1 rRNA gene is annotated in these 248 nt (G+C 53.6%); it reads right to left on the bottom strand.

Features of this window, described 5'->3' with window-relative positions:
• A 23S ribosomal RNA gene (locus ACYP5M_RS26645) occupies positions 1-248 on the bottom strand; the annotation flags it as partial.

Here is a 248-nt window from a genome sequence, read left to right as displayed (position 1 = left end):
CCGACATCGAGGTGCCAAACCTCCCCGTCGATGTGGACTCTTGGTGGAGATAATCCTGTTATCCCCGGGGTAGCTTTTATCCGTTGAGCGATTGCCCTTCCATGCGGAACCACCGGATCACTAAGCCCGACTTTCGTCCCTGCTCGTCTTGTAGGTCTCGCAGTCAAGCTCCCTTGTGCCTTTTCACTCTTCGAATGATTTCCAACCATTCTGAGGGTACCTTTGGGCGCCTCCGTTACTCTTTAGGA

Source organism: Peribacillus sp. N1, assembly GCF_054600815.1.
Note: the sequence above shows the minus strand (reverse complement) of the source record. Positions and strands in the feature narration are given on the sequence as shown.